Annotated in this window: 14 protein-coding genes, 2 tRNA genes and 1 pseudogene; 6 read left to right on the plus strand and 11 right to left on the minus strand. The window is 50.6% G+C overall.

Annotated elements, in window-relative coordinates:
• The first annotated feature begins 3 nt into the window (after positions 1-3).
• On the plus strand, positions 4-234 hold the full coding sequence (yodD, locus tag C0557_RS15180) for a YodD family peroxide/acid resistance protein (RefSeq protein WP_043953142.1): 231 nt from the start codon (positions 4-6) through the stop codon (positions 232-234).
• A gap of 217 nt (positions 235-451) precedes the next feature.
• The gene (locus C0557_RS15185) at positions 452-1,282 is read left to right on the plus strand and encodes a mannosyl-3-phosphoglycerate phosphatase-related protein (protein WP_074780920.1); all 831 of its coding nucleotides are present in this window, start codon (positions 452-454) and stop codon (positions 1,280-1,282) included.
• Here C0557_RS15185 and dgcQ read toward each other — a convergent pair.
• The 3 genes from dgcQ to C0557_RS15200 form a co-directional block, all read right to left on the minus strand.
• Positions 1,246-2,949: a cellulose biosynthesis regulator diguanylate cyclase DgcQ gene (gene dgcQ, locus C0557_RS15190; protein ID WP_208659198.1), complete on the minus strand. Its 1,704-nt coding sequence runs from the start codon at positions 2,947-2,949 to the stop codon at positions 1,246-1,248. The genes C0557_RS15185 and dgcQ overlap by 37 nt on opposite strands.
• 105 nt (positions 2,950-3,054) lie before the next feature.
• Positions 3,055-3,237, minus strand: a complete 183-nt coding sequence (locus tag C0557_RS15195; RefSeq protein ID WP_007371481.1) for a YodC family protein — start codon at positions 3,235-3,237, stop codon at positions 3,055-3,057.
• A gap of 79 nt (positions 3,238-3,316) precedes the next feature.
• On the minus strand, positions 3,317-4,228 hold the full coding sequence (locus tag C0557_RS15200) for a DUF808 domain-containing protein (RefSeq protein WP_208659200.1): 912 nt from the start codon (positions 4,226-4,228) through the stop codon (positions 3,317-3,319).
• A 177-nt stretch (positions 4,229-4,405) separates the two neighbouring features.
• Between C0557_RS15200 and yedA the strand changes: the two genes are divergently transcribed.
• Positions 4,406-5,314: a drug/metabolite exporter YedA gene (yedA, locus tag C0557_RS15205; RefSeq protein ID WP_208659202.1), complete on the plus strand. Its 909-nt coding sequence runs from the start codon at positions 4,406-4,408 to the stop codon at positions 5,312-5,314.
• Here the strand turns inward: yedA and C0557_RS15210 are convergent.
• From C0557_RS15210 to C0557_RS15230, 5 genes and pseudogenes are all read right to left on the minus strand, one after another.
• Positions 5,292-5,783, minus strand: coding sequence for a very short patch repair endonuclease (locus C0557_RS15210; RefSeq protein ID WP_074780957.1), 492 nt, complete (start codon positions 5,781-5,783; stop codon positions 5,292-5,294). The genes yedA and C0557_RS15210 overlap by 23 nt on opposite strands.
• Positions 5,784-5,795: 12 nt before the next feature.
• Positions 5,796-6,494 carry a phosphohydrolase gene (locus C0557_RS15215; protein WP_208659205.1) on the minus strand — a complete coding sequence of 233 codons (699 nt, stop codon included), beginning with the start codon at positions 6,492-6,494 and terminating at the stop codon, positions 5,796-5,798.
• 111 nt (positions 6,495-6,605) lie between these two features.
• A pseudogene (locus tag C0557_RS27680) lies at positions 6,606-6,734 on the minus strand (hypothetical protein); the annotation flags it as partial.
• 1,079 nt (positions 6,735-7,813) lie between these two features.
• On the minus strand, positions 7,814-8,425 hold the full coding sequence (locus C0557_RS15225; RefSeq protein ID WP_208659207.1) for a hypothetical protein: 612 nt from the start codon (positions 8,423-8,425) through the stop codon (positions 7,814-7,816).
• Positions 8,426-9,050: 625 nt separating this feature from the next.
• A tRNA-Ser gene (locus C0557_RS15230) sits at positions 9,051-9,140 on the minus strand.
• Between the two features lie 93 nt (positions 9,141-9,233).
• Here C0557_RS15230 and mtfA point away from each other — a divergent pair.
• The 3 genes from mtfA to C0557_RS15245 all read left to right on the plus strand — a co-directional run bounded on the left by mtfA (position 9,234) and on the right by C0557_RS15245 (position 11,616).
• The gene (gene mtfA, locus C0557_RS15235) at positions 9,234-10,031 is read left to right on the plus strand and encodes a DgsA anti-repressor MtfA (RefSeq protein ID WP_208659209.1); all 798 of its coding nucleotides are present in this window, start codon (positions 9,234-9,236) and stop codon (positions 10,029-10,031) included.
• A gap of 100 nt (positions 10,032-10,131) precedes the next feature.
• Positions 10,132-10,207 (plus strand) — tRNA-Asn (locus tag C0557_RS15240).
• A gap of 161 nt (positions 10,208-10,368) precedes the next feature.
• Positions 10,369-11,616, plus strand: coding sequence for an integrase arm-type DNA-binding domain-containing protein (locus tag C0557_RS15245; protein ID WP_208659211.1), 1,248 nt, complete (start codon positions 10,369-10,371; stop codon positions 11,614-11,616).
• A 576-nt stretch (positions 11,617-12,192) separates the two neighbouring features.
• On the opposite strand, the gene C0557_RS15250 is transcribed toward C0557_RS15245, so the two are convergent.
• From C0557_RS15250 to C0557_RS15260, 3 genes are all read right to left on the minus strand, one after another.
• Positions 12,193-12,630 (minus strand): iron-containing alcohol dehydrogenase, encoded by a 438-nt coding sequence (locus C0557_RS15250; protein ID WP_044723074.1) that lies wholly within the window; start codon positions 12,628-12,630, stop codon positions 12,193-12,195.
• Positions 12,631-12,757: 127 nt separating this feature from the next.
• Positions 12,758-13,903 carry an MFS transporter gene (locus tag C0557_RS15255; RefSeq protein ID WP_185220185.1) on the minus strand — a complete coding sequence of 382 codons (1,146 nt, stop codon included), beginning with the start codon at positions 13,901-13,903 and terminating at the stop codon, positions 12,758-12,760.
• 59 nt (positions 13,904-13,962) lie between these two features.
• A complete protein-coding gene (locus C0557_RS15260; RefSeq protein WP_044723078.1) occupies positions 13,963-14,931 on the minus strand; it encodes an NADP-dependent oxidoreductase in 969 nt (322 codons plus the stop codon).

Below are 14,931 nucleotides of genomic sequence, written 5' to 3' on the forward strand. Positions count from 1 at the left end.
AGCATGAAAACGGCTAAAGAGTACAGCAATACCATCAAGCGAGACGTCGATATTGATGTTGATGCGCTACTGGCGGCCATTAATGAAATTAGCGAAAGCGAAGTTCATCGGGTCGAGGATGAAGAGGGCCAGCGCGTGAGCGTTGATGGTCGCGAATATCATACCTGGCGGGAACTGGCGGAGGCGTTTGAACTGGATGTTCATGATTTCAGCATTACGGAAGCGAATCGCTGAAGAAACATCCCGGCCGTAAAACGGCCGGGATAAAGCTTGCTTTCGCAAGAAGCACTTAAAATTCGTACACCAGGGAATCTGATGTAGCGCAACTTTATCGACAAAAACGGACAATGACAAGAATTATTGATCAGGCGAATAATTAGAAATACAACTGTATTCTGTTGGATACAATAACCCCGCCGCCTGCCCTTTTCCGCATGATAAGGAGCCGAAAATGCCGAGTCTGGACGATCCCCTACTGGTATTTACCGATGTCGATGGCACGCTGCTTGATAACCATACCGGCGAGTGGCAAGCCGCTGCAGAATGGCTTGCCCGCCTTCGCACACAATCAATCCCGGTCATTTTATGCAGTAGCAAAACAGCCGCAGAAATGATGGCCATTCAGAAATTGCTGCAACTGCAGGGGCTGCCGTTTATTGCTGAAAACGGCGCCGTCATTCAGCTTGATGAGCAATGGCAGGATCATGAGGATTATCCGCGTATTATTAACGGTTCGCCCCACGCTGATATTGCCAGCGTACTGACCCGGCTGCGTCAGCAGCATGGCTGGAAATTCACCACGTTTGGCGAACTGGATGAGCATGTGCTGGCAGACGTGACCGGTTTACCTCTGGCGCAGGCAAACCTTGCGCGACTCCAGGAGGCGTCAGAAACGCTGATCTGGCGTGACAGCGACGAGGCGATGTCTGCTTTCGATCAAACCCTTCAGCAACTCGGCCTGCGCTTTGTGCAGGGGGCGCGCTTCTGGCACGTTCTGGATGAACGCAGTGGAAAAGATCAGGCCGTCAACTGGCTCACGCGCCAGTATCATCACTACCGGGGCCAGCGCATGTTAACGCTCGGCCTCGGCGATGGCCCGAACGATGCGCCGCTGCTTGATAGCGTCGATTACGCTATCGTGGTGAAAGGCCTCAATCGCCAGGGCGTGCAATTGCGTCAGGATTCGCCAGAGCGGGTTTATCATACAATGCAGGAAGGCGCGGCGGGCTGGCGCGAAGGTATGGATCATTTCTTTGGCGCGCCGTCCGTAGAGCAAACCTGATTGCGTCCGTTGTTTTTCGCGCGGTACAGGCGGCTATCAGCAACAGATTGCAGGGATTCGAAATTGTAATCGCCATGCTCTGAGGCATCGCTGACGCCCAGCGACACCGTAATGCGCAGCGTGGTGTCTTTCTGCACCAGGATTTCTTTCCCTCTGATTCGCACGCGAATACGCTCGGCAACCCGGGCAGCCTGCTCCAGCGTGCTGCCCGGCAGCAGAATACAGAACTCTTCCCCGCCGACGCGCCCGGCGACATCCTGCCCGCCGATAGTATTGCTGATTATCCCGGCGGCATGAGAGAGCACCAGATCGCCAGCCTGATGACCGAAACGGTCGTTAACGCTTTTAAAGTGATCGAGATCCAGCTGGATAACGGCAAACGGCAGATTCTCCACGCGCGCCTGTTCGGATAACGTTTTTGCCCGTTCAAAAAATGAGCCGCGGTTATACAGGCGCGTCAACGGATCGAACCACGCCTGCCACTGCAACGTGTTCTGCATGCTGTACATGTTATTCACCATCCTGCGGATAATCCCCCAGGAGAACAGCAGCATGCCGGTAAAGAGTAGCCACAGCAGCGACAGCGCGATGCTGATGCGCCCAAAATCGCCGGTTATCCCTTCCCGCAGCGTGTGAATACGCACCAGTACGCCACCAAACTGTTTCAGCTTTTGCCAGCTAACATAGCGGCTACCGAGATTGCGCCCGCCGACGGTATCGCGTTCCATATCCGCCAGCAGTTGATTGCGTTCCTTCGCACTAAACACGGGTGCGGCCCCCTGCTCTGTCAGCGTGCTGGTCAGCAGATTAAAACTGCTGTCATAAAGCAGATATTGGCCCCCTTCCTGATCTTCACGCGCTTTGACCAGTAAGCGATTGATATTGCTAACGGGGAAGCTCAACACCAGCACGCCATACCAGTATCGCTGATAGTCCAGCGGCACGCTGGCGGCGACGAACCCGCGAGTTACGCTGCCCTGGCGCGCCTGATCGGTATACCAGCGGACGCCACGGGCCCGATTTTGCTGCTGTTGCTGCCCCCGAAACCAGGGGCGCATCAGCAGGCGGTAATAGGTCGGAACGATCTGGTCTTCACTCTCCACCGGGTTTGTCGAGAGATAGAAACCAGCGCGAGAAACGTAATATGCCTGGCGCGGCAACATCGAAGCATTGGCGGAGAGACGAAACAGATAGCCCAGCTCCATCGCCGCGGTCAGCTCGTCAGGTAAGCGCTCATCATCACGATTGAGGAGATCGCTTTGATTCACAAAATAATCGGATACGCCATAAATGGGCAGCGTGCGCGTGTTATCAATGCCGATTTCCCACTGCGGCTGTGTGCGCCGCAGGCCGAACTCCTGCTGTACATTATTCAGGACTTTAAAACCGAGCGGCGTTTGCAGTGCGGCCTGCATGCCGTTACGGAAAAACAGCAGCCTGTCCACGCCACTCTGCATTTGCATGTCCAGCGCGTTACTGACATTTTCCAGCTCGCTGCGCTGGCTGGCGACATAAGCCCCTTGCAGGACTATCACCTCTCGCCAGGTCAAAATTGTGGAGCACACCATGACAATCAGAAAGCAAAGGTTAACCACCCGCGCCGGGAGAAAATAACGCTTCAGAGTAATAAACGACTTCGGTTGTTTCACGACGCTGTTCTGCCGCACACGAGCTCCCTGGAATTCAGTCTGTATTGCCGCAGTCGGTCTTTAGCACTGGCGTCGAATGGAGAACAATAAAAACGCCCAGCAAAAGCCGGGCGTTTTTATGGGTTACACCTGCTCGTGCGCCCTTTGCCTGTCGCCAGGCATCAGTTCATCTTCACGAAAGGCTTCCCGTTTGACCCCATAACCGTCATACCATCGGCACTCCACCATACCGCTGGAGTAGCCGGTAACGATCATGCGAGGACCACCCTCTTTTGGTATCACTTCATCGCTGACCAAAAAGACCATCACTGCCTCCTGTATCAGGGCGAAACTTTTTCACATTAGACGAAGTTTGCCGGTTTTGCATAATCGCTGCGGCGAGATTTTACCTGGCCGCGCCGCGCAGATGCGTAATCCCTTTAACGATGGCCACGACCACCGCACCGATGGCGAATCCCAAAAGTAAATTAGCGACAACCGGTATCAGCATCTGCAGCAATGCGTGCTGGCCAGCCGCGAAATGCGCGATTGCATGGTGCAGCGGCGCTATGCCATGTACCACAATACCGCCGCCAACAAGGAACATCGCCAGCGTGCCGACCACGCTTAAGCTCTTCATCAGCCAGGGAGCCAGAACAAGCAGCCCTTTGCCCATTCCCTGCGCCAGCGCGCCTTTCCGTTCTGCCAGCCAGTAACCCATGTCATCAAGCTTGACGATAATCCCCACCAGGCCGTAAACACCGATGGTCACCAGCAGGGCAATGCCCGATAAAACCAGCACCTGGTTGAGCAGTGGCGCGTCGGCCACGATACCGAGCGTGATGGCGACAATCTCTGCCGATAAAATAAAATCGGTACGGACAGCGCCTTTGATTTTGTCTTTTTCGAACTGCAATGGATCCTGTGCGGCCAGCGCCTCCAGCCGTTGCTGCCGGGCTTCCGGGCTCTCTTTATGCTTACGCGCAGCCAGGGTGTGCAGCACTTTTTCCACACCTTCGAAACACAAAAACGCGCCGCCGACCATCAACAGCGGTGTGATGGCCCACGGGATAAACGCACTGATCAGCAAAGCCAGAGGCACCAGAATGACTTTGTTGAGCAGCGATCCGCGCGCCACACCCCACACTACCGGCAATTCACGGTTGGCACGAACGCCGGTTACCTGCTGCGCGTTGAGCGAAAGATCGTCTCCCAGCACACCTGCAGTTTTCTTCGCCGCCAGTTTGCCCATCACGGAAATGTCATCCAGCAAGGTGGCAATGTCGTCAAGCAATGTTAATAAACTACTTCCTGCCAAAATTTCTTCCTTTTCAGCGTTATCACTAAATTAAGTGCAGTATGCAGTAAAAAATCTATGGCGAAAATCATCCCATAGTGTCAACAAAAATTTAACAGTTTCTGCCGAATTAACCACTCGCAAGACGTATAGTTTTGACGTTTACTATAAGCCTCGTATCTTTTGTCGTGGTGAGTTATGCGTTTCAGGCAAGTTTTACCGCTTATTGGCGCGTTGTTTGCGCTCTACATCATCTGGGGTTCTACCTATTTTGTTATCCGCATTGGCGTCGAAAGCTGGCCGCCTTTCCTGATGGCTGGCATCCGCTTTTTATCTGCGGGCATCGTGCTGACAACCATTCTGTTGCTGAGCGGCCATAAACTGCCGCCGCTGCGCCCACTGCTCAATGCGGCGCTGATTGGCGTATTGCTGCTCGCTGTCGGTAACGGCTTTGTCACGGTGGCGGAGCATCAGAATGTACCGTCCGGCATCGCTGCGGTCGTTGTGGCGACCGTACCGCTGTTTACGCTGTGCTTTAGCCATTTTTTCGGTATCGCGACGCGAAAGCTTGAGTGGGCTGGAATTGCTATTGGCCTGGCGGGGATCATTTTGCTGAATAGCGGCGGAAACCTGAGCGGTAATCCGTGGGGCGCGGTCATGATCCTCATCGGCTCGCTAAGCTGGGCATTTGGTTCGGTGTACGGTTCGCGGATTGAACTCCCGAGTGGGATGATGGCGGGCGCGATTGAGATGCTGGCCGCCGGGATCGTATTGCTGGCCGCTTCTGCCCTGAGCGGCGAGCACCTTAGCGCCGTACCGCCGCTGTCCGGCTTTTTCGCCGTCGGCTATCTGGCGTTGTTTGGCTCCATCATCGCCATTAGTGCCTATATGTATCTGATCCGCAACGTGTCGCCGGCATTAGCAACCAGCTACGCCTATGTGAACCCGGTCGTGGCGGTACTGCTGGGTACGGGCTTTGGCGGCGAACATCTCTCTTCCGTTGAATGGCTGGCGTTGGGGATCATTATTCTGGCGGTGGTCATGGTGACGCTGGGCAAATATCTCTTCCCGCCGCGCCCGGTGGTTACGCCTTGCGCGGAGAAGTAACCGCCATCGCATGAATCCCCTGAGTGTCGATCTGCGCGGTTTGTTGCCCCTCGCAGATCCACTCTTCCAGCCGCTCGCTCAGTGCTTGATCGCTCAATTTCAGCTTGCCGCGCAATGCGCACTCCCACACCACCAGCACCCGCCAACCTTGTTCAAGCAGCAACGCGCAGTCACGCGCATCACGCGCCACATTTTTGCCGATTTTTTCCAGCCAAAAATCCGTACGCGTAGCCGGAACTTTAAACAGATAGCAGTTATGGCGATGCCAGTAACACCCGTGGGTGAAGATCACGCAGCGATACGCATCCAGCACAAAATCAGGGCGGCCTGGCAACGCGGCATCCTGTACGCGAAACGCCAGCTCCAGCGATTGCAGGCAGGCGGCCAGCCGTTTTTCGATGGCCGTATCGCGCGTGGCGATCGCCCGCATATTTTTACTGCGCGTCGCTTTGTCATGAACATCCGCCATGGGTTTTCTCCCTTAAAATGCTGAGGTACGAAAACGCCGCAGCACCTCATCATCAATCCGTTGATGATCGCCCTGCAGTTCCGCGCTCAGTTTCGCCATGTAATGCACCAGAAAATCGGCGTTATGCGCTGCCAGCTCCCGCCCTTTTGCCGTCTGCATGGTGGCAGGCAGCTTTAGTAACTTACAGCGGAAATGATCGAGGGCGTAGGCTTTGTCGTCCAGTTCCCGCTCTGCGGCAAAGGGATCGTTGCCGTCAAAGAGCGCCGCGCCCATCGCGCCGGAGACGGCAAACACGCGGGCCAGGCCAATCGCGCCAAGCGATTCCAGCCTGTCTGCGTCCTGAACGATTTTGGCTTCCAGCGTGAGCGGTGCGATACCTGCACTAAAGCTATGCGCTTCAATCGCATGACGCACGGCGGGCACCGAGCCTTCAGGAAAATCAGGGAAGTCGTTGGCCAGAATTTCAGCGGTTTTTTGCGCCGCCAGTACCGAGGACTGATGGCGTTGCGGGTGGTTTTTCGCAAAGCTGACAATGTCATGGAAATAGCAGGCCGCCAGCACCACCAGCCCATCAACCGGCTGCCCCTGCATCAGCGTCTGCGCAGTTTTCCACACCCGACGAAAGTGCGACACATCATGAGCTGCATCAGCATGATCAAAGTGTTGCGTAACCCATTTGTCGAAACGGTGCTGCCAGTCAGATAAATTCATTGTGCGTCCTGTCGATGAAAAGTCATTACCATAACATCTTCAGGCATCAGGATCGCGCGGGCCAGTATACCAGGCAATCGCGCCGAGTATCGCACCCACCACGCCAAGCAGCAGTACGCTGCTGACGCTGTTGAACCCATCCGTGCTGGTTGCGCCTCTTGCGCCATTCGCGTTGCCCGAAGGCGGCCCCGGCAGCCAGATATCGTTCAGCAGGCTCCAGATAAACCAACCACAGAAAATCCAGAAAACCCATAACGCCAACTTTCCCCCCAGACTTCGTTTCGCTTTATCTTCCATAATGTCGTTTTCCGCGCGGTTAAGGGTGAAAAGGAATCGCTTCTTTCAATACGAATGTGACTGCTTTCACATCATATCCTCAGAAAATGAATTTAAAAGATATATCAGCGTTATTTATATATTTCTTCATCACACGCCAGAGCGCCCTGTTTTGGTGCAAAAAAAATCGTAGAAATAAGCAGAATAAAAAAACAAAGTGCTTTGGTTTTATTTAAGGCTAAAAAATTAGTTTTCTTATTACAAAAACTGTGTAATTATCCTGACTCGTTTGTTATCCACCTTCCTTTCTTTATTTTTTACTGTCGCTCCTGTTTGACTTGTCCGACATTTTATGCCGGACTTTTTTTCGTCTGACAAAATAAAAAAACAACCCCTTCGTCTATTAACGCCACGCCATCCGTGACATTAAAATATAAATTTATTCATTAAAAACAATAAATTACATGAAAATTATTTTCCATTCATCGGCGTTAACACCAGAGAAGATGGTGTTTTTTCTTATGTGGAATAGATGATATTTTCAGCAATTACTTAAACTACCATACTGAGGAGAATTGTTATTTACCGAGGCTATTTCATTAATGAAATAAATAAGCAGAAAGCGAACCATCAATATAAATTATTTCTGTATAAGTACAGAAAGTTTACCGCTGCTACATCCTTTGCAAAATGGTTAACGAGCGCCAACCGGTAAGCGGATCAAAGCCGTGCATACATAAGCATGATTGATATGCAGTTCGATACATTAATGTCATTGAGGATACATACACACGTTGCGATGTTAATGAAAGGTTTATAAAAAAGTAAAGCAGTGTAACGGATCAGGCTGGCCGGGATGCGAAACGAGAATAATGACTTCAGTTCAGGGTAGGCGACGGGTATCAGCAAAAGGGAAATGACTGGCTCGCAGCAACGCGACCTGCTGGTTACGTTGCCACAGGATTTACTGACAAGCAAATGGCATGGGATTGGCGCTATCAGTATCCGAGAGCCGAGGAACATTCCGTCGCGCCACCTGTATTCTACTCGTTAATAACCGTACGATATTGATTCGGTTTATTTTGGGCCCGCGGTTCGACTTGAATGCCGTTTTTCATTACATATCTTGTCCCTTTAAAATCTCTTTTAATATCTCCTTTTATTATCTTGTATTTTCCAGGTGTGTAAGAAGTACCATATTTCAGATCGTAAATATATTGTCCTTTGTCACCGGAAGAGGACGGACCGCTAATATAAGAAAATGAAATTCCATCTCTGAGCATTTTTTCGCCAAGCACCCGCAACCATTCTCGCCCACCAATATGGCAACAATGGAATTTTAATACCCCAATGCGTTTCACCCCCCATAGTTTCAGATAATGAATAAAATCATCTGTCACTTTTGCATAGCGTAATCCAAATTCAGTTGAATGGCTGACGATAATTAATTTATCATTCTCACCCATATCGGCACAGAAATCCCTTACGAAGCCCCCGAATATAACATCCCAGCAATCTGGATATCTTTTTTTTATGAAAGCATAGGTATTCGGTTCGGTGAACTTGAGATCATCAAGAATAATGCATCTAACCTTTCCATATTTCCACACAGCCGAAACACTTGTTTTTCCATAGCGCCTTAAAAAATCAAACATATTCCCTCCGGTTAATAACATAATGAACGAAACTGGTAAATAAGTTGAACGTGAGAACAACTCAGACCAATAAAATAATACTCTTAATGTCTAAGAGTGAGTGTTTTTATTTGAGCTTATAAATACAGATATAATAAATTCAGAAACGTTTACACTCTTCAGTTATTACTTTCTGCTATGGCAACTTCCAGTAATAATGAAAACGATAGTTAATAATAATTGTAGGAAGCAATGTTACTGATTACTACAATTAACATCTTATTTAAAACAGTATTTCTCAGATCATTAAAAAGAAGGGATAAATCGCCAGGTGCACTCACTGCTGCCAGGAAAAAGAGCGAATGCAGATCGCTGTTAAGTGACGCAGAGCCGGCGCATAATCACTGTGCCCGGCAGGCCAGGCGTACCGCTTCGCAACGCGAAGAGATCAAAAGGAACGCGCATGCTTTCGACGATCAAAATGCTCAACCAGAGCGAGAGGAATCTGAAGGTAAAAATAATAAATCACATTACGTTTTATGAGATGTGTGCACATGACAGATTTATCCATGATGTGTAACATTCATACAGTACAGGCAAGGTATTTCCGGAATGAAATCAGTAAGAAACAAGCGATTGGGTGAAGTGGCGGAGAGAGGGGGATTTGAACCCCCGGTAGAGTTGCCCCTACTCCGGTTTTCGAGACCGGTCCGTTCAGCCGCTCCGGCATCTCTCCGTTCAGATGGTTGCCATGATGCCAGGTAATTTGGCATTTTAACAGACCCTGTCCCGTTAATTTGGTTCAAGTGGCGAGTTTGCGAGCAAAACGATGATTAAGTGGCCCTGGAAAACAAAGGACTCCGCTGATGAGGCGACGTTCCCGTGGGAAGAAGCACTAAACGCCCCGGTATTAGCAAATTTATCGCCAGATGAGCAGGTTAAACTTGTTCAGCTTGCGGATCGCTTTTTACAGCAAAAGCGGCTGGTTCCATTACAAGGATTTGATTTAGATGCCTTAAAGAGCGCGCGCATTAGTCTGCTCTTTTGTCTGCCCGTGCTGGAACTGGGCCTCGAATGGCTGGATGGTTTTCACGAAGTGTTGATTTACCCGGCTCCGTTCGTGGTGGACGATGAGTGGGAAGATGATATCGGTCTCGTGCATAACCAGCGCATGGTGCAATCCGGTCAGAGCTGGCAACAGGGGCCGATTATCCTTAACTGGCTCGATATTCAGGATTCGTTTGATGCTTCCGGCTTCAATCTGATTATCCACGAAGTGGCGCATAAGCTGGATACGCGTAATGGCGACAGAGCCAGCGGCATCCCGCTGATCCCGCTGCGTGAAGTGGCTGGCTGGGAGCATGATTTACGCGCCGCCATGGATAATATTCAGGATGAAATCGATCTGGTGGGAGAAAGTGCAGCCAGCATTGATGCCTATGCCGCAACCGATCCCGCAGAGTGCTTCGCCGTGCTGTCGGAATATTTCTTCAGCGCGCCCGAACTCTTCGCCCCACGTTTCCCGGCATTGTGGCAGCGCTTCTGCCACTTCTACCAGCAGGATCCGCTCAACCGCCTGCGTGGCCAGACTGGCGGTTACAACGAAGGGATAAACCAGGTACATTAAAACAGCACGCTGCTCTTTAATTAGCCAATTGAATCAGCGGGTTAAATTTAGTGTTGACACACCAGTTCGGGGCCAGTACTATGCGCCCCGTTCACACGATTCCTCTGTAGTTCAGTCGGTAGAACGGCGGACTGTTAATCCGTATGTCACTGGTTCGAGTCCAGTCAGAGGAGCCAGCTTCTTGTTTTCATGCCACTTTGCGAATCCCTATGTGATTCAGATTCAATAAGTTAGCGTGGAAAGTCTTCCCGATGCATTTTCAGTTTACTCTCCGCATCGGGAGAATTTGGTGGTCAGATTTGGGGTCAAGTTGGTTCGATGACGGAGTGACCCCCAAATGTCTCTTAACGACTCAAAAATCCGCAATTTAAAACCATCCGAAAAACCCTTCAAAGTCTCCGACTCTCACGGTTTATACCTTTTGGTCAATCCAGGCGGTTCACGTCTCTGGTATCTCAAATATCGCATCAATAAAAAAGAATCGCGCCTCAGCTTAGGGGCCTATCCTGCAGTATCTTTGGCCGACGCTCGTCAGCAGCGTGATGGTATCCGTAAATTGCTGGCGCAAAATATCAATCCAGCTCAACAGCGCTCTGCTGAGAGAGCCACTGCCTCACCAGAGGAAACCTTCAAATCAGTGGCGCTAAGTTGGCATAAAAGCAACAGAGCATGGTCGGAGAACCATGCAACCCGCCTGCTTGCCAGCATGAACAATCATATTTTCCCGATAATTGGACAACTGCCCGTCACAGAACTGAAAACCCGCCATTTTATCGACCTGCTGAAAGGGATTGAGAAAAAAGGTCTGCTGGAAGTGGCGGCACGAACCCGACAGCATATGTGCAATATCATGCGTCATGCCGTGCATCAGGAGTTGATAGAGCATAATCCGGCGGCCAATCTGGACGGTATAATCGCCCCGCCCGTTAAACACCACTACCCAGCCCTTCCGCTGGAGAAACTACCGGAACTGTTGACTCGCATTGAGGACTACAAGCAAGGGCGAGAATTAACCCGTTTGGCAGTATCACTTACTCTGCACCTGTTCATCCGTTCCAGCGAGTTGCGTTTTGCCCGTTGGTCTGAGATCGATTTCAAAAACAAAATCTGGACCATTCCTGCCACTCGTGAGGCTATCCCCGGAGTGCGTTATTCCGGGCGTGGCGCGAAAATGCGCACGCCACATATCGTTCCCCTCTCTCGTCAGTCCATCGCTATTCTGAAACAGATACGGGATATATCCGGGCATCAGGAACTGATATTCCCCGGTGACCATAATCCGTATAAACCAATGTGCGAAAACACGGTCAACAAGGCGCTGCGCTTGATGGGTTATGACACAAAAGATGAAATCTGCGGCCACGGATTCCGCGCAATGGCCTGTAGTGCCCTGATGGAATCGGGTCTATGGTCACAGGATGCCGTTGAGCGTCAAATGAGCCATCAGGAACGCAACAGCGTCAGAGCGGCTTACATCCACAAAGCAGAATATCTCGATGCTCGTAAGGCAATGATGCAGTGGTGGGCTGACTATCTGGAAGCATGCTCAAATGAATATATTCCTCCCTTTACCTGGAATAAATAAATGTTAGCTATGGCCCAGAAAAGATAAGTAGGCGAGCGCACCAGAAGAAATTTTCATGGTGCGTATTCACCACACCGCGACAATCATTAAATTCACGTTATAGCCGATGGCCTGCCATTTTTATCGTAAACGGATAGTCACGAACAGTGCAAAACAGTCGAGTATGCATATCACTTGAAATTGAGTTACCCAAAGTAAAAATAATCGATAAGCACTCCTATTAAATCATCCACACAGGCATAAAAACTAACAATCATAATTATATAAAACTACGATATATCAACATGATAGACTGCTATGTAAATTATTATAATAATTTATGAGGCTAGCCAGAAGCTAAAGGTAACCTAAATGAATATTAACTAAATATTATTCTTATTTGGGAAATTGACATTTTCGCTCAATATCTTTTCGTTATTAAAAAACACGCTCTGCAGCTGATGGAAAAACCGCCTAAAACCTAATCCTACGTTATTGGCTAAATCTTTAGTCAGTCGACGTGAAAAAATAATAGAAGTTCGTAAAAATTGGATTCTCGGACACTGGAGCCTTCTTCCAAACTAGCCAAGAGGTCTTTTAGGTCCTTTTTGAAGGCAGAGTCAACAATGCATACACAGGAAGTTCCCGGATATGCTGGTCTTTACCGATATAATACATCCAAGGTTCTCCGCAGTACCGTGTAGTAACCGCAGTGTCCTTCATATTGTCCAGCATAGCGCCCCCTCCAACACTGAGAATAGCATGTGCATGGGCTTCGCTGGCATGTGAAATGGCCTTTTGTAATGCAAACGGGGTCTCATCACAGACCAAGCCGCCATATCCAGTCCACGCAACACCAGCTCTCGTCAGTTGACGAGTGATTGCCTGAAAAAGCCCCTGCTGTCTGACGTTTTCGCTACCGTAGCAAATCAGAATTCTTGTTATACCTGCTGCAATAATATGACTGGCAATACTTACTTCCCGCCCGGGTCCAAATTCAACCAGCGTGGCCGGGAGGTAATGAATACTCTGCATGACGTTCTCCGCAAAATTTAACTGATCCGACTAGGACTAATCCCCGGAATAGTGGAGAAAAAGCCCACGCTGTACTATCCAGCAAGTTGACCGACCATCTGATAATAAGAACATGCTGTAAGCATTATCATGAGCGCATGATGACTTTTATCGACGTTCCCCCCTCACTACGCGCTGTAAACAGTGCACATAAGGATGCCGCTATAAGTAATACAGCACTGACTTCAAAAGTGGCTTGATAGCCTCTGGCATCGTAAAGTACTCCCCCAGTGACCGCGCCGAGCATGATGGCTAGCTGGATAATAGCCACCATTAAGCCACCACCAGCTTCTGCGTCTTGCGGTAACGTTTTTGCCAGCCATGTCCACCAACCGACCGGTGCTGCGGTAGCAAACAATCCCCATAGCCCCAACAGAAGCGTAGTGACGACAACATGCTCACCGACATTCACAAGCGCCAACGCGATCGCAGCCATTAACAGCGGTAGCACCATCAGGGGGCGATACAAGTTCCTTCTGATAAAAATGCCAATCAATGCAGTACCAGCAAAACCGGCCACACCGATAATCAGCAGGATCAAGGAAAGCGTAGTGGTGTCGACTTTCGCAACGCTCTCAAGAAAGGGTCGCAGGTAAGTGAACAGCGTAAACTGGCCCATAAAAAACAGGGCACAAGCTGTCATACCAAGTACAACGGGTAGACGGTGCAGCAGCCGAAAAATATTGCCTGATATCGGTGATACATCCTGCTTTAGCGGCGGTAACGCCTGAATCTTCCACGCCAGAGCGATGACAGCCACCGGTACTACGCAAAAAAAAGCCCAGCGCCAGCCAATAATCGCCCCCAGAAAGCTGCCCAGAGGAGCAGCAAGCACTGTTGCCAACGCATTGCCACCATTCAGGATCGCCAGCGCCCGGGGGACATGATGCGAATCAACCAATCGCATTACCACCGCTGCCGACAGAGACCAGAATCCCCCGATAGCTATTCCAATGAGCGCACGCCCAACCATAAATACCCCATAATTTGGAGCAAAGGCTACAACGGTGCCGGAGATAATCATCAGCAATGTCAGACAGAGCAACATGTGTTTACGGTCACGCTTACCGGCCACGGCAGAGATCATCAGGCTAGTGAGTAGAGCGAATGCTCCGGAAATGGAAATAGCCTGCCCGGCCTGGCCCTCACTGATGTGCAGTTCACCCGCAATTGGCGTCAGCAAGCTGACTGGCATAAATTCTGATGCCACCAGCGCAAATGCCGAGAGGGACATTGCCAGTACCGCGCCCCAGGCTTGCCGGGGGCGGAATTTATGATGTTGTATCTTATCAGTCAAACCGATGTACCTGTGGTGTCAAAATTGAGAATGATGCGGCCACGCAGACGGCCTTCGTCGAAGCGGCGATGCGCGGCAACAGCATCAGCAGCCGGGAAGACAGCTGCGACTCTAAGAGGCAATACCCCCTCAGAGACCTGTTGTCCGATACGGGAAAGGGCGGCATGATCAATGATACGTTCGCGGACATTCACAAATATCGCGTTAATACCGCGCTCAAAACCATCTTCATTACCTGGACGTAGAGTAATCACAGTCCCTCCTGAACGAACAGCGGGGATGATCTGCTCACCAAGATCAGCCGCATCCACCACCGCATCAACACCCTGTGGAAGGGCTTTGAGGATCCGCATGGCAATGTCATCCCCCCGCGCAATCACCATGCTGGCTCCAACAGTACGCATAAAGGTTTCATCTGAAGGTGAGGTAACAGCCACCATATTAAGGCGATCTTTACTTCCTAACGCGACGGTATAAGCGCCCACAGCACCGGCCGCGCCGGTAACCAGCACCGTCGCGCCTTCCGTTAGCTGCAGGGTATCCAGCGCGTTGCGGGCCGTTAATGCGTTCATCAGAAAGGATGCTGCCGCAGTCAATGGCGTCTTCTCAGGTAAAGGAATAACAGACGCCGCTGGCAGACAGACATACTCGCTGTAACCGCCATAACTGCCAAAGTTATCCACGAGACCGACCACATCCTGACCTACCGTCAAACCGTATGCCGGATCAACGCCGCCACCCATTTCATCTATAGTTCCGGATATATCCATACCCGGTACAAATGGCGGTTGGGCACCAGCAAACCAATCTTTAAGGGAACCGTCACGGACCATAATGTCGACAGGGTTAATTCCAGCCGCTCGCACTTTTATCCGCACCTGATCCGGTAACGGATGAGGGTCTGGGAGCGCCACGCGCTGCAGAACATCTGGACCACCATAATGATTCAATCCAATTGCATACAT

The organism is Kosakonia sp. MUSA4, from assembly GCF_013085925.1.
Taxonomy (GTDB): Bacteria; Pseudomonadota; Gammaproteobacteria; order Enterobacterales; family Enterobacteriaceae; genus Kosakonia; species Kosakonia sacchari_B.